Raw genomic sequence first — 22,306 nt, forward strand, 5'->3', positions numbered from 1 at the left:
ATGGGCTAAGGTAACGGCTAGCTGGCGATAAAGGAATAGAAAGGCTCAGCGGGGCGCTGGTTCGCGTTTTTGGGTGGTATTCAGGCAGGTCGCCCGATTTCCCGCACCCGCGCTCCGGCGCCCCGCCACCTTAGCGGACAAATGTCCGATCCGGAAACGATGCGATATAGGTTATTATGCGGCCCCCTGCCCCGACACGGTCATGGGTGATTCGTACTCGGTTCATTCCGTCACAAACTCCGCAAACCGCTCGATCTTCAAGCTCCGGCCGGCGTGGCTGCGCAGCAAGGTATCGTACAGCAGCGTCATGGCCCCCGCGGCTTCTCCCGCCTTGCTCACCGCCCGGAAGAGGGGGAAGATGCGCCCGTGGCTGTAGGCATTGAAGGATACCGCAAGCAGCTCCCCGTCCCGCGTCTGGATGCCGGCGGCGTTGCCCCAGCTGCGGTGTAGGATCTGGTACATGATGCGCTGCATGGCATGGAACTTCCAGTCGTTCTCGGGGCTCTCACCGTGGACGCTTAACCAAAATTCGGCGAACGCTTCCGGCTTCAGATTAGGAACCGGGAGGAGGTCGGCGGCCTCGGACCGCGCCATGCGGGAGTAGTAATCGGGCGGAAAACCGTCGGTGATCGACTCGTATGCCTGATTGAGGAAAAGTGCCGATCCCTCCGCCTGGGTGACGGTGAAACGGCCACTGTCTTTCGGAACGGAGGCGGGCTCCACGGTGAGTTCGCCGCCGCGGTACGCCTCCGGGATGGCGTCCCAGAAGGCCTGGATCCGCTTCGGGCTCAGGGGCTTCACACTGTACACCGCCAGGTCCGGTACCAGGGTAGGCTGGGTCAGGTAGGTGCGGCCGAGCCAGTTGCGCCGCTTCGGCAGGGGCATGGCCGACACGTAGTTGTCGCCTTCGACCAGCAGGTCCCATTCCTTGGCCGTCGCGTTGAGGTACCAGTCGTAACCGTAGAGACTGCCGTTGGTGGCAAAGTGAACGCAGCTATTATAAAGCTGCTTGTCGATGTCTTCCTGGGGGATAAAGCGGATGTCCATTCACCTTAAAGGCAAGAGGGGCGTGGCGGTTTAAATAAAGGCCCCCGCCCGCGACGATTTCTGTTCCCCCGGCGCCCGTGTAACAAGGTACCCGCTCGGGGCATCATGCAATATGATCGATATACCACGCCACCCACGCCGCCCGGGAAACCCCGGTTGGCTGCCCCTTTTGCTCCTCTTTATCTCCGCTTCCCTCTTTGCCCAAAAACCTGACCGGAGACCTCTGGACCGGGAGGTAAGCCCCGATGGTGTACGGGCCATCGGGGTGGGGGATTCAGTCTTTCTTCCCTCGGTAGACTCGCTTAGGCTGGCAGTGAGGCCGCCGTCCTGGACGCTGCGACCAACTTTGTCGCAGGGCCCGGTGGCGGTGGTGGGTCGGACCACCCTGATCCTACCCGGCGGGACAAATTCCCCGTTCTTTGCACCCTGGACCGGCGGTACCAGCTTTACCAATATACCGCAGGATAAGTTTTTGCTGGTCACCTTCGCCCAGGCGATCGAATCCTCCGGATCACCCGATGGGATCGAACGGCGGATTCTGGTCCGGCTGAATACCGCGCCGCCCAACAGCGGAAGCCTGGCCATCACCCAGATGATGCTGGTCGGAACGAATTTCACCTCGGTTCCGGTGGTCGGCAGTCTCGATAACCCCCTGCTCATCGTCCGTCCCGGCGGAAAGATCGACGCGTACAGCCTGAATAATTCGGAAGCCAACATCGAGGTCTGTCTGCGGGGTTTCCTGGTGGACCGCCTGGATTTCGAATAGAGCGGCACGTGGCCGTCAAGCGGAGCGTAGCTTACCTTGCCGAACCTAACAAGCCCACCCGCCCATGCTTGCTCGACGCGCGCTCTTTTTACTGTTTGCCGGAATGCTTTTCTCCTGCGTCCGCGCCCAAACTTTCCCGGACCCCGTAACCGTTAACGCCCACCCGCTGGTGGAGACGGTCACGCTGGAAAGCGAGGCGCTGAGCGCCTTCTGGGACCGACCCGTGAAGCTCATCTTCACCGTATTGTTGCCGAGCGACTACGCCAACGCTCCCAACGCCCGCTACCCGGTCCGCTACAACGTGGCCGGCTACGCCGGGCGCTACGACCGGGTGAATCGCCTGCTCGGTGACGCGGAATTCGCCGATTGGTGGACCTCCGACGCCGCCCCCGGCGTCATCACCGTCTTCCTCGACGGTAGCGGCCCTTTCGGGGACTCTTACCAACTGAATTCGGCGAGCAGCGGCCCGTACGGCGACGCGCTGATCGAAGAGATCATCCCCTACGTCGATGAAAAATACCGTACCCGCGGCGTGGCAGCCCGGTACGTAGACGGCTGCTCCACCGGGGGGTGGGTCTCCCTGGCCCTACAACTGTTTTACCCGGACAGCTTCGCCGGAACGTACTCCTATAGCCCCGACCCGGTCAGCTTTAAACGGATGCAACTGATCGATATGTACGCCGACACCAACGCCTTCGTCAACCGGGCCGGTCTGCTGCGCCCCAGCCGCCGCGATATCTACGGCGAGCCCGACCTGCTGATCCGCGACGAATTTGCCGAAGAGAACGCGGAAGGCATCGATAGCACCTACGTCACCGGACAGGGACAGTGGGGTGCCTGGAACGCGCTGTACAGTCCGCGGGGTGAAGACGGCCGGCCGCTTCCCGCCTTCGACGGCGTCACCGGCACCATCGACCCGGAAGTGGTCGAACACTGGAAGCAGTACGACCTGCTGCTGCACGTCCAGGACAATTGGGCCGAGCTCGGCCCCAAAGTGGCCGGCAAGCTCTACGTCTGGATGGGGGACATGGACAACTATTACCTCAACAATGCCATGCGCGACTTCGACGCGTATTTAAAGACGGCCACCGCCCCGGCTTCGGACGCCGTTATCGAGTTTTCGCCCATGAAGGGGCACTGCACGGAGTATTCTCACCGAGAGGTGCTGGAGCGGATCGGTGAGCGGTCCGTGACTTCCACTTCAGCGGACTAGCTGCTGGGTTACCGTACTCGCTTCGCGTCGGAGGCAGCCTGACGGCCGAAGCCGTCGCTACGCGTAGCGTCCACTTTAGTGGACTGGCTGCCAAAACGTTGGGTTTGCGGGGCAGGTGTTTCAGGCAGCATGACGGCTGAAGCCGTCGGTCCGTAGCGTCCACTTCAGTAGACTAGCTGCTGTGTTACTTCGCCTTATCGTACTTGCTTTGCGTTGGAGGCAGCATGACGGCTGAAGCCGTCGCTACGCGTAGCGTCCACTTCAGTGGACTGGCTGCCAAAACGTTGGGTTTGCGGGGCAGGTGTTTCAGGCAGCATGACGGCTGAAGCCGTCGGTCCGTAGCGTCCACTTCAGTAGACTAGCTGCTGTGTTACTTCGCCTTATCGTACTTGCTTTGCGTTGGAGGCAGCATGACGGCTGAAGCCGTCGCTACGCGTAGCGTCCACTTCAGTGGACTGGCTGCCAAAACGTTGGGTTTGCGGGGCAGGTGTTTCAGGCAGCATGACGGCTGAAGCCGTCGGTCCGTAGCGTCCACTTCAGTAGACTAGCTGCTGTGTTACTTCGCCTTATCGTACTTGCTTTGCGTTGGAGGCAGCATGACGGCTGAAGCCGTCGCTACGCGTAGCGTACACTTTAGTGGACTGGCTGCCTGATGAAGAACAGGGGCAAATTTGGCAGCATGACGGCTGAAACCGTAGCGACGCCTTACAGCGCCGCGTACACCCTCCGCATGAACGGCCCGATCTCGCTCGGCTCCAGCCAGCGGGTCACGACCACCAGGTCCAGTTCCTCGTCCACGACGATAAAGTTTCCGCCGAAGCCGGCCGCGTAATACACGTGGTCGGGCACCCCTTCCCAGGCGCGGTCGCCGGCGTTGAGCCACCACATGTAGCCGTAGCTGGCGTTGGCGGCCGCGGGGGTGCGGATCATATCGACCCAGCGCTCCGAGATCAGTTGCTCCCCGTTCCAGTTGCCCCGCCGGGCGAAGAGCAGGCCGAGGCGGGCGTGGTCTTCGGTGCTGATGAAGAGCCCGCCGCCGTGGTGGCCACCGCCGCTGACCGACTGCATCCGGAGGCCGTCAAGCTCCACCCAGCTGTCGTCGTAGCCGTGCCACCGCCAGGTGGTGCTGGCGCCGATCGGGTCCATGATGCGCTCCTTGAGCACTTGGGGCAGGGGGAGGCGCCACACCTGCAGCAGCGAGTAGGCGAGTACGTTGACGCGCACGTCGTTGTACTTAAAGTGGGTGCCGGGCACGTGCAACTCGCGGTTCTTCCAGCTGTCGTAGGTACCGTCGGGGTCGGGGCGGTCGGTCCAGTCTTCGAGGCCGAAGAGGGTGCCGGACCAGTCGGAGGTCTGCTGCAGCAGGTGCTCCCAGGTGATCTGTCCGTTGTGCTGGCCATCGAAGGTGCCGTCCCAGACGTATTCGCTCACCAGGTCGTCCACGGAGTGGATGAGCCCGTCGTCGAGCGCCAGGCCCGCCGTGGTGGAGAGGTAGCTCTTGGTGACGCTGAAGGTCATGTCCACCCGGTCGGTGTAGCCCCAGCTGGTGACGAGGTAGCCGTCCTTGATGATCATGCCGGCCGGTTCGCCGCGTTCCTTGGTGGGGCCGCGCAGGGTGTGGCCGGGTTCGCGGCTGAAGCCTTCGAGGATGGCGAGGCGGAGATCGCGCTGCCCGGAGTATTCGTTGTTGATCGCAAACTGGACCACGCTGTCCAGTCCGGCGTCGGTGAAGCCGGCTTCCGCGGCGGTGCGTTGCTGCCACTCCGTGGGGGAGGGGAAGTATTGCGCCGGGGCGCGGGAGAAAAGAAAAACCAGGAAGAGGAGGTAGGTGAAGCGCATTAGACAAATGTAAGGCTGAGAGCAAGGTATTCCGGTATCCAAAGAGGAAGGCCCGCTTCGAGCCGTACGGTGGGCTTTATCGGCCGGGCGGCGCTCGACGCGGGATTCTCTACGAGCGCCATTTCATCCCAGGGGTGCGTTCAGGGGCGTGACGTCTCCGCTCAAGGCGCTCAGCGCCGGATGGAGGGTACGCCATCGGGAAAGGCGGGTCGCTCCGTTCAGCACAAGACGATCGCTATCGCCCCGGATTCATTAACGCCCGGAATGATATTACCCGCCGGCTCTCCTTCCTTGTTACAGATCTACTGTAAACCAGCGGGTGCAAAGGGAGGAAGTCATGTCGGAGAAAGGGTACCGCAAAGTTACCCGGAGGTTAAGGCGGGGCGGAAGAAACGGCGGCCGGATTCGGCAGCGCCCTCGCAAGAGGGGAAGCAGGTTACCTCATAACGGCCGGATAGGATGCGGTTTTCCACCGGGGGTCAAGCAGGAAAATCGATAAAATTGTAGGTTTTGCACAATTAATCACCCGTAGTGCACAATAAATGAGGCTTTTGCACACATCGGATGTGGAAAAGAGCATCGTTTTCCACAATGTGTAAAAGGTTATTAACAATGTGGAGAAAAGAGTAAATTCCCTTAAGAGGCTGATTTACATACAGTTAACAAAAGTTATCCACACGATGTGGATAAATAGGCTTTTTTATCCCTCAACAGTCGGCCTATCTTGGCACTTATACGGGGGAAACCAACAAATTGGTTGGACGCCCCGCACGCTCCGGCTTGCTGATACCACTTAGGCTGAGGCGGCGTCCTACTGAAGGGGTGCCGCCTTAGTTACCTGACACCAAGAAACTTACGGGTTAGTCCGGCCCTTCCCCCATCGAAGAACACGTGGAGGAACAGTCACTGCTATCCCCTTTTTTGACCATCGCAGTGCAGTAGCTGCCTATAAAACCGTTCCCTATGAATGCCAAGCTTGAACCGATCCTGGTAGAAAATCCCAACCGCTTCGTCCTGTTCCCGATCCAGCACGACGACATCTGGCGCTATTACAAAGACAACGAGGCCTGCTTCTGGACCGCCGAGGAGATCGACCTCAGCGCCGACCTCAACGACTGGAACAACAAGCTCAACGACAACGAGCGCTACTTCATCAAGCACGTACTGGCCTTTTTCGCCGCCAGCGACGGCATCGTCAACGAGAACCTGGCCGAGAACTTCGTCGCCGAGGTGCAGTACACCGAAGCGAAGTTTTTCTACGGCTTTCAGATCATGATGGAGAACATCCATTCCGAGACCTACAGCCTCCTCATCGACACCTACATTAACGATGGCGCCGAAAAGGACCACCTCTTCAACGCCATCGAAACCATGCCCTGCGTGCAGAAGAAGGCCGAATGGGCGCTGCGCTGGATCGACAACGGCAGCTTCGCCGAGCGGATCGTCGCCTTCGCCGCCGTGGAGGGCATTTTCTTCAGCGGCTCTTTCTGCTCCATCTTCTGGCTCAAGAAGCGTGGCCTCATGCCCGGACTCACCTTCTCCAACGAGCTCATCAGCCGCGACGAGGGCATGCACTGCGATTTTGCCTGTCTGCTCTACAACGACCACATCCAGTACAAGCTGGAAGACGGCATGGTGACCAAGATCATCAAGGACGCCGTGGAGATCGAAAAGGAATTCGTCAGCGATTCGCTACCCGTCAACCTGATCGGCATGAACGCCGATATGATGTGCCAGTACATCGAGTTCGTCGCCGACCGCCTCCTGGTCGAACTCGGCGAAAAGAAGGTCTGGAACGTCGAAAACCCCTTCCCCTGGATGGACATGATCAACCTGCAGGGCAAGACCAACTTCTTCGAGAAGCGGGTAGGGGAGTACCAGAAGGCTGGCGTCACTTCCGACCGGGAGAAGCAGGCTTTCTCTTTGGATGAGGACTTTTAGATAAGCGATTCCTGATTCTCGATTGGCGAGGACTGATTGGCTACCGCACATACCCCTCGGGCGGCTGCGCCGGCCCTCGCCGAGAGAAGGATAAGCGATAAACGATTTTTGATTGGCGAGGGTGGATTGGCTACCGCACGTACCACTCGGGCGGCTGCGCCGGCCCTCGCCAAAAAACTGACAACTGATTATGACTTCCAATGAACGTGCAGCAGAGCTTGAGGAACGCCTCATCGCCTACTCCGTGCGGATCGTGAAGTTAGCCGAAAAGTTCCCCCGTTCCTACGCCGGAAAGCACTTCGGTCACCAGTTACTTCGATCGGGTACAGCGCCGGCACTACTCTACGGTGAAGCGAGAGGGGCAGAGTCAAACAAGGACTTTCGTCATAAAATCAGTATCGGATTGAAGGAATTACGGGAATCGCATATCAGCCTCCGTATTGTCGATCGATCCGACTTGGTTTCTAAAATCCGACTCAATGAGTTGATCGAGGAAACCAACGAACTCATCAGCATTTTTGTCGCCACGGTCCGTACCCTGGATCAGCGCCAGAAAAAAACCAACCACTAGAGAAGCAGGGGAAAAGGTTTACGGCCGCACGACCGAAGGGAGCAAAGCCGTGCGGCAGCCAAATCAACAATCGCATCTCAGGAATCGCTAATCACCAATCAGACAACCAAACACTAACCGCGAGCGAAGGAGTCGAAAAGGTTTACGGTCGCACGACCGAAGGGAGCAAAGCCGTGCGGCAGCCAAATCAACAATCGCATCTCAGGAATCGCTAATCACCAATCAGACAACCAAACACTAACCGCGAGCGAAGGAGTCGAAAAGGTTTGCGGTCGCACGACCGAAGGGAGCAAAGCCGTGCGGCAGCCAAATCAACAGTCGCATCTCAAGATTCGAGAATCGCAAATCATAAACTATCACACCCATGCAAGTAATCAAACGATCCGGACGCAAAGAAGACGTCTCCTTCGATAAAATCACCGCCCGCATAAAAAAACTGTGCTACGGGCTCGACGAGAATTTCGTCGATCACATCACGGTAAGTAAAAAGGTCATCCAGGGGCTCTACGACGGCGTCACTACCGTCGAACTGGATAACCTGGCCGCGGAAACCGCCGCCTCGATGAGCACCGTCCACCCGGACTACGCCCAGCTGGCCGCGCGCATCGCCATCTCCAACCTCCACAAGGAAACCGACAAGTCGTTCAGTGCCACCATGGAGGGGCTTTATAACTACGTCGACCCGAAGACCGGCGAACCCGCCGGCCTGATCGGTGACGACACCATGCAGGTAATCCGCGACAATAAGCGGAAATTGGACGCCGCCATCATCTACGATCGCGACTTCGAGTTCGATTATTTCGGCTACAAAACCCTGGAGCGCAGCTACCTGATGCGCCGCGACGGTGCCGTGGTGGAACGCCCCCAGCATATGCTGATGCGCGTTGCCGTCGGTATTCACCTGGAGGACATCGACAGCGCTATCCAGACCTACCAGCTGATGAGCGAAAAGTGGTTCATCCACGCCACGCCTACGCTGTTCAACTCGGGTACGCCCAAGCCGCAGATGAGCTCCTGCTTCCTGCTCAGTATGACCGACGATAGCATCGAGGGCATCTTCGAAACCCTGCGTCGTTGCGCCCGCATCAGCCAGAGTGCCGGTGGTATCGGTCTCAGCATCCACAACATCCGCGCCACGGGCAGTTACATCAAAGGCACCGGCGGCACCTCGAACGGCATCGTACCGATGCTGAAGGTGTTCAACGATACGGCCCGCTACGTGGACCAGGGCGGTGGCAAGCGCAAGGGCGCCTTCGCCGTCTACCTGGAACCCTGGCACGCCGACATCTTCGAGTTCCTGGACCTGAAGAAGAACCACGGCAAGGAAGAAATGCGCGCCCGCGACCTTTTCTACGCCATGTGGATGAACGACCTGTTCATGCAGCGGGTGAAGGACGACGCGGAATGGAGCCTCTTCGACCCCAACGAGGCCCCCGGTCTCTGCGACGCGCACAGCGGCGAATTCGAAGCGCTGTACCACCAGTACGAGCAGGAAGGTCGGGCACGTAAGGTCGTCAAAGCGCAGGAGCTGTGGTTTGCCATTCTCGACAGTCAAATCGAGACCGGTACGCCCTACATCCTCTATAAGGATGCCGCCAACCGGAAGAGCAATCAGCAAAACCTTGGCACCATCCGCAGCTCCAATCTCTGCACCGAGATCATGGAGTACACCAGTCCGGACGAAGTAGCCGTCTGCAACCTGGCCAGTCTCGCCCTGCCGAAGTACGTCAACGAGGACGACAAGACCTACGACCTCGACAAGCTGGTCGAAGTGACCCGCGTCGTCACCCGCAACCTCAACAAGGTCATCGACCGGAACTACTACCCGATCGAGCAAGCCCGCAACTCCAACATGCGCCACCGGCCCATCGGCCTCGGCGTGCAGGGACTGGCCGATGCCTTCATTATGCTGCGTATGCCCTTCGATAGCGAGGAGGCCCGCCAGTTGAATAAGGACATTTTCGAAGCGATCTACTTCGCCGCCTGTACCGAGTCCATCGCGCTGGCCAAGGAGCTCGGTCACTACGAAAGCTACCCCGGCAGCCCCGCCAGCAAGGGCGAGCTGCAGTTCGACCTCTGGGGCGTCACGCCCAGCGACCGTTGGGACTGGGCCGGCCTCAAGGAAGACCTCGCCCAGTACGGTATGCGCAACAGCCTCCTGGTAGCGCCGATGCCAACCGCCAGCACCAGCCAGATCCTCGGCAACAACGAGTGCTTTGAGCCCTACAGCTCCAATATGTACACCCGTCGTACCCTCTCCGGGGAGTTCGTGGTGGTGAACAAGCACCTGCTGCACGACCTGATTGGTCTGGACCTGTGGGACAACCAGATGCGCAACCGCCTGATGCAGAGCAACGGCTCCATCCAGGACTTCGAAGACGTACCCCAGCACCTCCGCGACCTGTACAAGACGGTCTGGGAGATCAGCCAGAAGGTGGTCATCGATATGGCGGCCGACCGCGGGGCCTTCGTCTGCCAGAGCCAGTCGATGAACCTCTTCGTCGAGAACGTCAACTTCGGTAAGCTCTCGAGCATGCACTTCTACGCCTGGCAGAAGGGCCTGAAGACCGGCATGTACTACCTGCGCACCAAAGCCGCCCGCGACGCGATCAAGTTCACCGTCGACAAAGAACAACTGGTCAAGCAGAGCGACGACGGCGACGGTCAGGTAAAGCAGGGAAGCCGCAAGGTATCCACGCCTAAGATGATCGGCGGCGTACCCAGTCCACAGGCCAACAACGGACCTGCCACCGCTACAAAGGATTTCGAAGAATTAAGCGCCGAACAGACGGCCGAGGTAGGCAAGACCTGTAGTCTGGACGATCCGGATTGCATCGCTTGCTCCGCTTAGAGAATTACATTCCTTACCCACATTCCTGGCCCGCGGCGTCTCTGACATCGCGGGTTTTTTTTGGTTAGGCACCGGCAGACGGCAGAGCGGAGAAAAAGCCGGGGAAATTTGCAAATACTACACGTGTAGTATATATTTACGGTATGGCCGTAGATCCGTTACCCTCCGATGCCGAACTCCGTATACTGCAAGCCCTCTGGGAGCAGCCCGGAGCATCCGTGCATGATGTCCACGACTGGATATGTACCCACGAACGAGCGCTCAGTTACACGACGGTACTGACGCAACTGCAGCGGATGCATAAGAAGGGACTGGTCAAACGGGGGCGGGACGGCCTGCAGCACCGGTATTCGTCCGTTCCCACCCGATCGGAAGTGGAAGCCAAGCTGATCCACCGGTTATCGAATAAGGCATTCGACGGTTCGGCGGTCCGACTGGCGCTGAAAGCCCTCGGTACGGATCAGCCGACCGGGGAGGAACTGGACGAACTGCAACGATGGCTGGACGCACAAAAAGATCAGCATGATTGACCTTCTCTACCATCCGCTGCTGGCCGCCGTCGGCTACGCCCTGCTGCATTCCCTGTGGGTATTCGGCCTGTTCCTACTGGCAGGACGCCTGACCGCTAAGGGATTTACCGACCCCGCACGCCGGCATTCGGTGCTGCTGGCTTTTCTTACCCTCCTCCTGCCCGTATTCGGGATGCTGATTTACCTCGGCTGGCCGGCCGAAGCCGAACCCTTGCCGGGGGCGGGCGGCGACGCGAGCGGGGTTCCTACCGACACCCCGACCGATGGGGTAGACCTCATGGGCACCGGGCAATGGATCCCGGAATGGTTACCGCTGCTTTCCGTGATGTATCTCATCGGCCTCTTACTGGCCGGAACGCGAACTCTGTGGGCGTACCGGAGTATGCTCGGACTACGGAAGGGCTCCATCCTGCCCGAGGCGGAGCGGATAGCCGACTACCGAAGCCTTCGTACCGCCATGGCCCCGGGCTGCCGGGCCAAATGGCGGCTGTCGGCGGCGGTCAATCAGGTGCTTACCGTCGGGGTGTGGCGGCCGTTCATCCTCTTCCCCCTGGCACTGGCCAACGAACTATCAACGGAGGAGGTGCACGCGATCCTCCGGCACGAACTCGCCCACCTTCGGCGCCAGGATCCGCTCTGGCAGGCGCTGCAGCAACTCGTGGCTACGCTCTTTTTCTACCACCCACTCGTCAACTGGCTATGCCGCGAGCTGGACCGCGAGCGGGAATTCGCCTGCGACGACCTCGCGGCCGGTGTGTCCGGTCGTAAAACCTACGCCCGTGCCCTGTTGCGCGTGGCGGCCTATTCGCTTCATCCTAAAATTCCGTTTACCGTGTCCGCAACCGATCGCTCCTCCTTTTCGCACCGCGTGCATCGCCTCTTTGGCCCCCAAAGCTCCGGTAATCCCCGGGGTGGCTATTTCCTCGCCCCGCTACTTTCCCTCCCGCTGTTCGTTCTGCTGACTCTGGGTACCCTGAATGGCCCGTTCACTACGGTGATGCCCAATACCAACATCACCGGCACCATCTTGGACGGCGCGACCGACACGCCCCTTGTCGGAGCTACCGTGATGGTGAAGGGAACGAATACGGGCACGATCACGGATATCGACGGAGACTTCAGCCTGGACTGGGACGATAGCGGCGCCGTCACGCTCCTCATCAGTTACGTGGGTTACGTGTCGAAGGAGATCATCTTCGATAATATCAAGGACCGGGAACTGGATATAGAGCTTAACAAGCAAGAGAAGGTCCAATTCCGCAAGGCGTCCGGGGATGAATCGGCCTCCTTCTCCAACCTCCCCGATGATATCATTCTGGTAGTGGACGGTCGCATCGTCGACCGTAACGAGGTCTCGCTTTCTCCGTCCACGATTGCAGAACTCAAGGTCATCAAGAACAAGGAAGAGATGACCAAACTCGGTTTCGACGCGGAGAAGGACGGCGTCATCATGGTCACTACGAAAAAGGAGTAGGGGCGATCCGTTTCGGATTCACGGCAGGCCGACATCGAGTGGCACAAAACGGTTCGGTTCTACCATAATCTGGACACCTTCTCGCGCTCCGTGCCCTGTCGCGGAATAATTTGCTCCCGCTTTTGTCCGGTAGCCGGGGCGGGGCGGATCCTTATCCGAAGCTGTCAAGTCGGCGTTTTTCTTGATCATTCCACCTCTCTTCTTCTCGTTTAAGGGTAGTGAGCATGGTTTCTACGTCAAGGTCCGTTCGAGATAAGCTTTTAATCCTGTCGAAGTCTAATATGCCGTAACCATAAGCAGGATGATGCCGGCCCGGTGTAAAGTCGTTCGTATTGGGAGGCCTGGTTCCCATACGCAGCATGGCATGAATCTGAGCTGCCGTGATTTCCGGGTATCGTTCGATTAAATAGCCTGCCATAGCTGCTGCCTGCGGGGCGGCGAAGCTACTCGCTAATAGACAACCAAAAGGTGACAAATAAATCGGTGGAGCCATTACATCGAGGTGCTGACCTTCCTTTGTATCGAAGGCTGTGCCCTCAGCCTTAACGGAGCCTACCGTAATCACTTTGTGATAGTTGTTAATTTCATCCTGGTCAAACGGAACGCCTTCCTGAGCTTTTTGAGCGGCCCATATGACGGGAATACCCTTCCCACCCCGTCCGTTTGACACGGCGTGATCGATGGCCAACTTTAGAATGGACTGCATAGGTACGTGCCCGCCGGAAGCACTTCCCAAGGAACAACTAATCACGCCCACGTCAGGAAGAATAGGATCCGCATCCGCCGCTACCGTTTTGGCGATGCATTTTGCCAGCGAAGCCTGGGTTCCCAGGTTATTTTTACTGGCCATCGAAAGAAGCGCGATATGACCGGTCGGATGCAGCTTGTTTACTATACAAGCACACCTGGTGCCATGGTTTTCGGAGCTTATATAAAAGTCGTCGAATGCACGAGGCTGATAATTATCGTCATAATACACGCTATGGACCACACTGGCTTCACGTAACTGTTCTCTTGAGCCAAAGAATTGGTCTACCACTGCAATGGTCAATTCGTTTTCCTTGGGCTTACGTGGCAGGAAGGCAGCTGAGGCCGCAGCGGCCGATGCACCGTTTAGGGAATACCGAAAATTCTTGTGGGCATTCCGGTACAATACGATATCCCGCGCCTTGTCCTTGGTTTTTAAGATGGAGTGGGGCGGTAGTTTGACACTCAATTGTCTGAATTGTGGCTCCGCAAACTGGATAAATTCGCGGTATTCCGGAGCTTCTGAAATCGTATTAGCGAGTTGTAGAGCAGCACATCCACCTTCAGGGGTATGGATTTCGTACAGATTTTTCGCAAAATCCAGTTCACGTACGTTTCGTGTGTCTATTTCCAGTTCCGAAAACACGGATTCAATCCTCGAACGGGAGGTAGAATCCTTGAATTGTACCGCTAACCATGGCACGAAGTCAATTTCACTCGCAACCTCTCCTTGCCAGTCCTGGACTACATAGGCGATGTTCCCTTTGGAAAATTCACGTACATCGAATCCGATTTTACGTTGAACGGTATTGAAATATCTGGATGATTTAGTAGTCACTGGTGGATAGCGAGGAAAAAAATCGTCGCTTTTAGGTTTGATCGCGACTTTCAAACCCCGGATATACATATAATCTTGTGAGCACTTTTTCATGGTGTTTGAATCCCTGGGCTTAAACGATGCCTGATGACGAATACCAAAGTCGGAAAAATCACGGAGTACAAGAAAGGGATCGGGTCACCAGATATAGTGAATGTTAGGGTAAGTATGCTGTTTGTGATATTTGGTTTATAGCTTGCCGGAAAACCACCTCCATGCCACGTACGCAGTTTCAATTACAGCCCGGTTCGGGAAAATACTTTATTGACTCTGAAGACAACCCGAATCAGCCTTACGGCTTGTCGGGAAACGTTTTTCATCATGTGCAATCCGGCGAAGTACCCTATTTCGTGCTCAACGATGGTAGCGTAAATGATACGCAGGAACTGTTGGACAGGCTAGCCGAAGCCGCCGACGGAAATACCCAACCAGGCGTAAAAAGTGCCAACGTACTGGGTTTGACGATACCCAGGGGCATGACCAAACTCAATAACCTGTTGGACTACAGCGATCCAGGCGCGGGAGTAGCCATGGCTAACATCGGTAACAAGTATGAAGCCTTTCAAATAAAGCTTCTGCAGGAGCTACGGCAGGATTCTGAAGCGGAAAGACAGGAACACGAGTCGTTAGGGGTCAATCACTTTTGTACGGATTTCGAGATAGGCGATGCCAGAAGTTGTTCGGCTACGCAGGGTAATTGCCCGAAGATGATTTGCCAATCCAGCGCCAGGATAGGTTTGTCGGACGCTTCACCTAAAATTGACCCTTTGGTAGCCCGCTTTGATCTGTTTTCTCACTTCCAATCCGAGTACCAATCGGAGGCTCTGAAGAAAAGCGAGATTTACAAGCTGTTTGACGGATATATCGGTGAAACTGAGGGAGAGTTTACCACTATTTTCCAGAACGGGGTGACCCTACTGGGCAGTTATCTTCCCGATCACACCGTAATGTGGATACCCATTCCTGATGATAGCGCGCAAGCGACTCATGAGAAATTGAAAGACTTGCCGTCGGATACCGTCTTTTATTCCGAAAAGGCGGTGTACTGCGATACCCTGGATATTTGGTTTGGCTATCCGTTTGAAGCATTAACCTGTCAGGAAGCCAGGGAGAGAGGCCTGTAGCACTAGGGAGCGAATACCTATCCGGCGAGGAGGCCGGCCCATTGCCTGGGGTCGGCATCCCGCTGGGCTTCGCTGCGGTGCGCCGCCCGCCGTTGCGCTCTGGCCAGCGATTCCGATACCGTACATCCCCTTCCTAAGTGATAGCGGTAAAAGTCCATCAAAATCCGGTTGGTCGCGCTGGCGGGTATGTCATAGAACGATGCGACGACGTCCGGCACCCCCGCCAGGTGAAAACTTCGTCGCAGACTGAAGTTTCCTTCCCGGCTGAAAGACTGGCCGCGATCCGTGGAACAGGCGGCAAGGACAACTAATCTGGCGTCCCACGAACGTTCACTGATGCGTAACTCATTGAGGCTGTCACCGGGAGCCATATACAAAAAGTTGCGGTGCAGGTGCTGCGTATCCGCTTTGGCGTGGGCGGATAGGTGTAGTATATCGTATTGCTTGGCGAACCGCAAGAATGACTTGCTGCTGCAATCATCCTTACGATAGTGATTGTAATCCGTAGATGTTGCCGCAATTGATTCCTGCGCGACGTCGCCCAGGTAACCGTCCAGTTGGCTGTGTGTCCAGATCCCCACGACCGGGGCTTCTCCCCTCAGAGCGTTTCTCCGCTGGGCTAGGTGCCGTTCGGTCCGCCAGCTCGACAGGTACCGTATGTTCCACTCATCGACCGCGTACCGTAAGTCGGAGAATTCGGAAGGGTTCGGGCCACGGTCAATCACCAATGCGGAAAAGGGTAGGGATTGAAGGTGAGGGCTCGGTACGACCAACAATTCTTTCCGCTGCCGCATGAGTTGGACGACCGGACCAGCTATGTCTTGTAGGAGCTGGTTTGCTACCCGCGCGTATTCTTCCACCTCTAAACCGCGGGCTGTATTGAAGTGATCCGTGAAGGCTAGTAGATGTTCCGTGACCGGTCGTAATGGAGCGGTATATAGAGCTTGGGTGTCCCGGTCGACATAAAGTAGGATCAAGAAGCTATCCACTTCGGAGAATTCCAGCAATGCCTGGCTCGCGTTCAGTCGTTCGCACACGTATGGCAGGGTATTGCTCTCGTCTCTCAGGCCCGATGCGGAAATCACTTCCTTCCTCCGATCCAGAATGCGGGCCCGTAAGGGTATACGTTGCTGGTTCAGTAGCCAAAATCGTTCCAACTGTTCCTCGGAAAGACCTCTATCCGTGTCGAATTCGGTCTTCAATAATTGAATTTCCGTCTCAACTTCCACCAGGGCCGTCGTTGTGTACTGACTGCTGTCGCCGGCCTTATTACTGGTTCGATCCATTAATTCCTGGACGAGGAGAAAGGACTTTTCGCCCTCCATCGCCTGAAATGCCGCATCTAAGTGTTCCTGGTTCGGCTCGTCCTGGGCTACGGCAACCGACGCTCGCAAGACCGAACTAAACAGGCGTTCCCCCACCACCAGACTTCTGTTTAGAACGGATTCCTCGTTAATCCCGCGTATTGCGGCGTCGTAGCGGTTCAAGGCAGTTTGCGCATACAGATTGGCCCGATTCAAATAGATCCGGTCTCCGGAATCTTTATAGAGCTTTAATTGGTAATCGCTCATGGGATTCAAAAGGGAGGTGCACTGCAACCTTAAATGACACGACAGGGGATCCTCTTCGCCGGGGGGGCAACACCCAAAGGATTGCATATTCGACTTCGCCATACTCGTAGCCGCCCGAAAATCTTGTCTGAACTCTAATACCTTCATCAGGTAGTAATATGCTTCATCGACGTATCCATAATTGAAGCTTGTGGTATCACTGACAAGCCTCCCTGCATAAACCACCGTGCTATCGTAGTTATCCCGGTGGTAGTGAAAGTAAGCGAGCAGTCTGTCCCGGGATCCGAAAAATGGGGTTCCGTTTTCAATGCGATCAATAGTCTCGACTATCTTGAAAAACGTTTGGTCGGCCTCCGGTCGCCGCGTTGTCAAAATGGCGAGATGTTCCAGCGGGTAGCCGCGCCAGGGAGAATCAATTCGGTCCAACGTACGGTCGGCTTCTTTCAGCAACTCGGCACTTATGTCCCACCAAATTTCTTTGTCCGACCGGGCACTCATCTTGTCGGCCTGTTGTTTGCAACCACGTCCCTCAATGGTGAGGAGCAATGCGTTGAGAAACTCGTCTTCGACGGATGATTCCGCGAGCAGATGCCGACCGTATTGCGCGTAGATCTGAATATCCCGATAGCTCCAATCCAAAAAGGCCTGATATGCCTGGCACAGCAATTGTCGAGCTCGCAGGGATCCTGATGGCTCGGCGGGCATTTGTGCCTCGGCCAATCGGGTAAAGTATTCTACCGAGTCGCGATGGTAGGCCCGGTCGAAGTGCAATAAGGCGAGGTATTGATAGCCCATGGTACGAATGGAGGGGGGAACGTTGATCGAGCGCTCCGTGAGCAGGCGTAAACGTCTAGCACGGGCCATTGCTTCCGGTAAACGTGCGGCCTCATATTCCTTACGCAACACCTCCAAGCTGTCAGACAGTGGGTGATTTTCCCGAGAACTATCCGAACTACTAGCGTGGTCGCCGCAGTGCAACAGGCTAGCCGCCACGACAATCGTGAATAGTAGAAAACGGGACTTCATAGCATTTCTGATACCGAAAACAAGTTACGGTCTTTCTTGCGTCCTGCACCGCTCACATGATATTATAATGAATATCTGACCATCTGCCCAGGCTTCGTCCTGGCCTAGAGCATTCCCGAACTGTCGACCGACGGGCATCAACCTTCTATTCGGCCGGTATTTATACCGGAAACCGCAACACCACCTCCGCCCCCCGACGATCGACAGCCGGCCGTCCAGCTGTTCGGCGAAGGTGTGGATCAGTAAACTGCCGAAACTTTCCTTACCCGAGATCTCCTCCGGCCGGATGCCGCGGCCGTCGTCCGCGATGCGCAGTTCGATGTCATCGGCATCGCGGAGCAGCTCGACGGTGAGGGTGGCGGCGTTGCGCAGGGTAAAGGCGTGCTTGATGGCATTCGTGATCACCTCGTTGGCGATCAGGCCGAGCGGGATCAGGCGGTCGATGTCGAGGTCGATGTCTTCCAGCCGCTTTTGCAGCTGAAGATTGATGCCCCCTACGTTCAGGGTCTGTAGCAGCTCCCGAATCAGTTGGTCGAGGTAGGAGCGGGCGTTGACGGCCGGCGTCATGTGGTCGCGCAGGTACATCCGCTGGTGGAGGATGGCCAAGGACCGTACCCGCTGCCGGCCCATTTCGATGGCATCCCATGCCGCCGGGTCCTCGATGAACTGGGTTTGCAGCGATAGCAGGCTGCTCACCATCTGCAGGTTGTTTTTCACCCTATGGTGAATCTCCCGCAGGAGCAGGTCCTTCTGGTCGTGTAGCTGCTGCAGCCCTTCCTTTTGGTAGCTGATCTTGCGGAACAGCAGCCCCAACGTTGTCCGGCGAAAGCATCCCGAAAAAGTTCCTGAGAGTCACCACTTGCCATATTATGGCAAAATACCCAATTTTCATCGCCTTCAATTAATGGTGTTTGGTCTACTCCACGTAGGGGATTGAGATCGCCGGGTGGCCGTTCACCGCTCCGGGAATCCAAACACCGGATAGGTGTGCGTGACCAGGATCAAGTGTACTGCCTTTGCGGGCAAAACCAGGTTAGTTTGTGCGGCCGCGGGGACAACGAAAAGGGAGTTTAGTTAAAATTTGCCCCTTGTAAAATAAATTGGGCGCAGCATCAAGCGGGGAGATATTTTCGTCTCCCTGAGCGCAACAAACCGAGCTCGCCCACATTGATGAAGCACCTTTTTACCCTGTTTTTTCTTTGTCTCTCGCTATCCGGCTTTAGTCAACGCGTAGTTACCGCACCCGGAAGCTTTAGGGATCTGGTCTACGTTGAAGCCCGCGACCGCCTCTATGCGCTCCAGGTTTCGGACAATAATGCCGGCAGCGCGCTTTGCCTGATCGACCGGGAAAGCGGCGCGATCCTGGAATCCTATCCCATCGGGTTAGATCCGACCCGAGTGGTGGCCACTAGTTCGGGAGATTACCTCTACGTCGCCTTCGCAAGCGAGAATCGCGTTCGCCGCTTCAGCCTGCTTACCAATTCTATCGACCTCGACTTCAGCCTTGGCGGGGAGGAGTCTTTCGACGGACCCTTTTTTGCGGAAGACATCCTTCCGATCCGGGGCAGCGACGATCTGCTCGCGGTTGCCCGGGGCAGCTATTACACCTACCCTAGTGGGGCCGGCATCGCCCTTTTTGATCGGGGCCTACAGCTGCCCAACGTGCCTACGGAGCGCCCGGCGGGCAATACCCTGGTGTACACGGACCAGGACGCTACGATTCTGGCCTTCGAAAATCAGCTTTACTACCAGTTGCAACGCCTGGCGGTGACAACCGGTGGATTGGATCGGACCGCTTCGTATGACGGACTGTACACGAATAATAGCGCTCGGTTGGAGTACGCGGCTGGCCAACTATACGCTCCCAATGGAGGAATCGCGCAAATAGCGGAGGGCGTCCCCGGCTTCTTTAGCGTGCTTTCCCTGGAGGGCCTAAATCAGTCTGGCAACTTAGCCGTGGAGGCCGCTCCGGAGGAAAACCGCCTGTACTATTTAGGCTCCGGCACGTTTTCCGGTCGTCTGAGTATCAGTGTATTCGATCTCCCTTCCCAAACGTACGTTTCTACCATCGAGTTGGACCCCTATGCACTGAGCTATAACTGGCAGGGGGGAAGCGTACTCGAAAAATTAGGGGAGAGCGAAACCTTCGCCTACATCACCGATGACCGTGTTTTGGGGATCGTAACACTTTGCGGATCCGCGAGCGCCGAAGTGCCGCCGGCGCTCACCGGATCCCTGACCATCTGTATAGGCGATTCGCTACTGCTCACCCCGCCATCGGGCTCCTTGATCGCTGGCGGGCAAGTGATATGGTCGACCGGTGCTACGGGCGATAGTATCTACGTTACCGAGGCCGATGAGTACAGCTACCGGCTGGTTGACCCGAGTGGTTGCCCCGGTCCGCCCAGTCCTTTCGTTTACGTCGATCAGATGTACTACGGGTATGAACCGCCCTACATCGAGGAACCCCAGACGCAAGTACTTTGCAGCGGGAGCACGGTTGAACTAACGGCCTATTCTCCCTACGGGTTTCCTGTTGTCTGGAATACGGGGGATACTACCTCCGTGCTTACGGTTAGCCAGGCGGGCACCTACTTCGCCTACGGAATAATTGAAGACAACGGCTGCCTTTCCAGTCCCTCCGAAGCTTATGCCTTTACGGCCGTCGATGCGGCCCCGCCCGCAGCCCCCGTCGTGGAGCAAGGACTTTTCATCGATACCTGCACTACGGATTTGGTTGATCTATCCATAGCGGATGGTGACCTGTATTATTACTGGACGGCGGATTACAACGGATACTATCAGGAGTTGGAGGGTAGCAGCCGGATCGGTATCTACCCAAATTACGCTTCCACGCCGTCGCCCTTTACGGTGCAGGCTATGGATGACAACGGTTGCCTCAGCCCGATTACCACCGGCCAATTCATCAGCCGGCCGTTGCCGGATGCGCCGACTATCCAGTACAACGAAGCGACCACCACGCTAGCCTCTACGCTGAGCGGTCCGCTATACTGGTACCACGAGGACGTGTTCGAAGGGGAAACCACGGGTCGCTACTACCGTCCCCAGCGGAACGGCTTCTACACCGCCCGTAAGAAAGGACCATACTGTCTGTCCGAACCGAGTAACCTGGTTAGCGTGGGAGGGGTGAGTACGGCGGTATACGACGAGGTGCTTAGCGAGCAGGTCCGCATCTTCCCGGTGCCGGCACGGGAATCGGTAAACGTTTCTATTGGGTCCGGACTGGTGTGGACCTTAGCTCCCGGGCTGATGGATTACCAATTGTTTAATCATGCGGGAGCGCTGATCACCACCGGAAAACTGGACCCGCGGGTGCCCCAAACCCCCATATCGGTGGCCGGTCTGCCCGCCGGCATGTACGTGCTGACTTTAGCCACGCGGGAAGGACAGTTGTTGCGGAAACGGATTACGGTGATGTAGAGGGTTTTCCCGCGCTGCGGCGCCCTAAATAATTTACCGCTGCCAGACGGCAGGGGGCGTACGGCCGTGGTCCACCACGGCCGTACGCGTTTATCCAACCCCGGGGTAGCAGCGTACGGCCAGGTCTCCGAAAATAATTATTGATCCACCGGGTCACCTAATCCCGCCGGGCAGATCAACGCTCAATCCGCCACCAAAAATCACAACCACTACCCGGCGGAGCGTAGACCATTTAAATCAATTTATCATGTATAAACCTTTTACTTTCTGTCTGTTGCTTTGCCTGTCTGGCTACCTATCGGCGCAGAGCTATTCCTTTTCCGTCGATACCGAAACCTATGTTGACCGGGAAGACGGTCGGCTGCTGTCGGGAACGTCAAATTGGGGAAGTGATTACGATCTAGGATTCGATATACCCCTGGGTTTCCCTTTCTCCTTTTTCGGGCGCTCCATCGACACGCTATATTTCTACGAGCGCGGTCTCTATACCGTACCGCAACCGGCCGACGATATCTTTACCGGTGACCTAATGGTTCCTAATGTGGCCGACCTCGCTGATCGTTCCCCGGCAGCAGAAGGTGATTCCAGATCGCCGATCACCTACCACCTGACGGGCAACGCACCCGCCCGAATTGGTATTATCGAATGGGAAAATGTCGGATACGAGGATGATATATACAGAAATAACTCCTCGACGGAGTACACCAACTTTCAGGTTTGGCTCCACGAAGAGGACGGCACGATCGAAATCCATTACGGACCGAGTTCAGCAGGGGTGATCGCCGGACTGGAGGAGACCGAACCCGGCGTCGTCATGGTAAAGGACTATTACGAAAATCCAGCTACGGACTCCGCTAGTTGGGCCGAATTATTCTATCTGAAGGGCGATGCCGCATCTCCACGCTGGGAGGGGATTGAGACCATCGAAGCATTAGACACCTTGGACTTGTTGCTTAATAACCATGCGGTGTCCGGTACCGTCTACCGCTTCACCGCACGCGAAACCAGCCCGAGCGGCCTCTTCCAACCCGCCGCCAACCCCGCCCCCCTCCCCGTCTTCCCCAACCCCACTACCGGCCGCTTTGCCATCGATCTGGCCGGGGATCTCCGCCTAGGGGAAGGTCGGTTGAATGTATACGATGCCGCGGGCCGTGCGGTGGGGGATCTGGCTTACCCCGCCGCCGACTTCGATCTTTCCGCGTTGCCCGACGGGCTGTACCACCTCCGGCTATCCACGGAGAACGGCCGCCCGCTGGTCGGGCGCATCGTTAAGCGCTAAGCGACATGG

Annotated in this window: 15 protein-coding genes; 10 read left to right on the plus strand and 5 right to left on the minus strand. The window is 57.0% G+C overall.

The window, feature by feature from the left end:
- Nucleotides 1-222: 222 nt before the first annotated feature.
- A complete protein-coding gene (locus CLV84_RS05455; protein WP_104418717.1) occupies nucleotides 223-1,047 on the minus strand; it encodes a hypothetical protein in 825 nt (274 codons plus the stop codon).
- 346 nt (nucleotides 1,048-1,393) lie between these two features.
- Between CLV84_RS05455 and CLV84_RS05460 the strand changes: the two genes are divergently transcribed.
- On the plus strand, nucleotides 1,394-1,813 hold the full coding sequence (locus CLV84_RS05460) for a hypothetical protein (protein WP_146088724.1): 420 nt from the start codon (nucleotides 1,394-1,396) through the stop codon (nucleotides 1,811-1,813).
- 64 nt (nucleotides 1,814-1,877) lie between these two features.
- Nucleotides 1,878-3,026 carry an alpha/beta hydrolase-fold protein gene (locus tag CLV84_RS05465; RefSeq protein ID WP_104418719.1) on the plus strand — a complete coding sequence of 383 codons (1,149 nt, stop codon included), beginning with the start codon at nucleotides 1,878-1,880 and terminating at the stop codon, nucleotides 3,024-3,026.
- A gap of 705 nt (nucleotides 3,027-3,731) precedes the next feature.
- On the opposite strand, the gene CLV84_RS05470 is transcribed toward CLV84_RS05465, so the two are convergent.
- Nucleotides 3,732-4,865 carry a serine hydrolase domain-containing protein gene (locus CLV84_RS05470; protein ID WP_104418720.1) on the minus strand — a complete coding sequence of 378 codons (1,134 nt, stop codon included), beginning with the start codon at nucleotides 4,863-4,865 and terminating at the stop codon, nucleotides 3,732-3,734.
- Nucleotides 4,866-5,828: 963 nt separating this feature from the next.
- Here CLV84_RS05470 and CLV84_RS05475 point away from each other — a divergent pair.
- The 5 genes from CLV84_RS05475 to CLV84_RS05495 all read left to right on the plus strand — a co-directional run bounded on the left by CLV84_RS05475 (nucleotide 5,829) and on the right by CLV84_RS05495 (nucleotide 12,232).
- On the plus strand, nucleotides 5,829-6,806 hold the full coding sequence (locus CLV84_RS05475; RefSeq protein ID WP_104418721.1) for a ribonucleotide-diphosphate reductase subunit beta: 978 nt from the start codon (nucleotides 5,829-5,831) through the stop codon (nucleotides 6,804-6,806).
- Nucleotides 6,807-6,996: 190 nt separating this feature from the next.
- Entirely contained in the window at nucleotides 6,997-7,377 is a 381-nt protein-coding gene (locus CLV84_RS05480) for a four helix bundle protein (protein WP_104418722.1), read from the plus strand.
- 364 nt (nucleotides 7,378-7,741) lie between these two features.
- A complete protein-coding gene (locus CLV84_RS05485) occupies nucleotides 7,742-10,228 on the plus strand; it encodes a ribonucleoside-diphosphate reductase subunit alpha (protein WP_104418723.1) in 2,487 nt (828 codons plus the stop codon).
- A gap of 143 nt (nucleotides 10,229-10,371) precedes the next feature.
- Nucleotides 10,372-10,758 carry a BlaI/MecI/CopY family transcriptional regulator gene (locus CLV84_RS05490; protein ID WP_104418724.1) on the plus strand — a complete coding sequence of 129 codons (387 nt, stop codon included), beginning with the start codon at nucleotides 10,372-10,374 and terminating at the stop codon, nucleotides 10,756-10,758.
- The gene (locus CLV84_RS05495) at nucleotides 10,751-12,232 is read left to right on the plus strand and encodes a M56 family metallopeptidase (RefSeq protein WP_104418725.1); all 1,482 of its coding nucleotides are present in this window, start codon (nucleotides 10,751-10,753) and stop codon (nucleotides 12,230-12,232) included. The genes CLV84_RS05490 and CLV84_RS05495 overlap by 8 nt, the downstream gene beginning before the upstream one ends.
- A 151-nt stretch (nucleotides 12,233-12,383) precedes the next feature.
- On the opposite strand, the gene CLV84_RS05500 is transcribed toward CLV84_RS05495, so the two are convergent.
- On the minus strand, nucleotides 12,384-13,871 hold the full coding sequence (locus tag CLV84_RS05500; protein WP_170067584.1) for a S8 family serine peptidase: 1,488 nt from the start codon (nucleotides 13,869-13,871) through the stop codon (nucleotides 12,384-12,386).
- Nucleotides 13,872-14,071: 200 nt separating this feature from the next.
- Between CLV84_RS05500 and CLV84_RS05505 the strand changes: the two genes are divergently transcribed.
- On the plus strand, nucleotides 14,072-14,980 hold the full coding sequence (locus CLV84_RS05505; protein WP_104418727.1) for a hypothetical protein: 909 nt from the start codon (nucleotides 14,072-14,074) through the stop codon (nucleotides 14,978-14,980).
- A 17-nt stretch (nucleotides 14,981-14,997) separates the two neighbouring features.
- On the opposite strand, the gene CLV84_RS05510 is transcribed toward CLV84_RS05505, so the two are convergent.
- Both CLV84_RS05510 and CLV84_RS05515 read right to left on the minus strand, forming a co-directional pair.
- Complete coding sequence (locus CLV84_RS05510; protein WP_104418728.1) at nucleotides 14,998-17,577, minus strand: CHAT domain-containing protein; 2,580 nt, start codon at nucleotides 17,575-17,577, stop codon at nucleotides 14,998-15,000.
- A gap of 24 nt (nucleotides 17,578-17,601) precedes the next feature.
- A complete protein-coding gene (locus CLV84_RS05515; RefSeq protein WP_104418729.1) occupies nucleotides 17,602-18,390 on the minus strand; it encodes a sensor histidine kinase in 789 nt (262 codons plus the stop codon).
- Nucleotides 18,391-18,747: 357 nt separating this feature from the next.
- Here CLV84_RS05515 and CLV84_RS05520 point away from each other — a divergent pair, with 357 nt between their 5' ends.
- Together CLV84_RS05520 and CLV84_RS05525 are read left to right on the plus strand one after the other, a co-directional pair.
- Complete coding sequence (locus CLV84_RS05520; protein ID WP_104418730.1) at nucleotides 18,748-21,018, plus strand: hypothetical protein; 2,271 nt, start codon at nucleotides 18,748-18,750, stop codon at nucleotides 21,016-21,018.
- 247 nt (nucleotides 21,019-21,265) lie between these two features.
- On the plus strand, nucleotides 21,266-22,297 hold the full coding sequence (locus CLV84_RS05525; RefSeq protein WP_104418731.1) for a T9SS type A sorting domain-containing protein: 1,032 nt from the start codon (nucleotides 21,266-21,268) through the stop codon (nucleotides 22,295-22,297).
- The last annotated feature ends 9 nt before the right edge of the window (nucleotides 22,298-22,306 follow it).

Source organism: Neolewinella xylanilytica, assembly GCF_002934605.1.
In the GTDB taxonomy this organism is placed as follows: domain Bacteria; phylum Bacteroidota; class Bacteroidia; order Chitinophagales; family Saprospiraceae; genus Neolewinella; species Neolewinella xylanilytica.